Below are 251 nucleotides of genomic sequence, written 5' to 3'. Positions count from 1 at the left end.
GGACCGCCTGCTCCGCGTCGCCTGCCGCCGTCGCCCCGGGGAGCGCGCCGGCGTAGTACTTGCCGACCATCGCCGCGACCCGGGAAGCCAGGTTGCCGTAGTCGTTGGCGAGCTCGGACGTGTAGCGGGCGGAGAAGTCCTCCCACGAGAACGAGCCGTCGGCGCCGAACGCGATCGCGCGCAGGAAGTACCAGCGGTACGCGTCCACGCCGAAGTGCGAGGTCAGGTCCTGCGGCTTGATGCCCGTCAGG

General features: G+C 71.3%; 1 protein-coding gene. It reads right to left on the bottom strand.

Going from position 1 to position 251, the window contains the following annotated elements; all coding sequences use genetic code 11:
• On the bottom strand, positions 1-251 hold a 251-nt coding region (locus J0695_RS43555), incomplete at both ends, for a class I tRNA ligase family protein (RefSeq protein ID WP_206970321.1).

Origin of the sequence: Streptomyces beijiangensis, from assembly GCF_017315755.1 — a bacterium.
Classification (GTDB): domain Bacteria; phylum Actinomycetota; class Actinomycetes; order Streptomycetales; family Streptomycetaceae; genus Streptomyces; species Streptomyces beijiangensis.
This window is presented reverse-complemented; position numbering and strand designations above follow the sequence as displayed.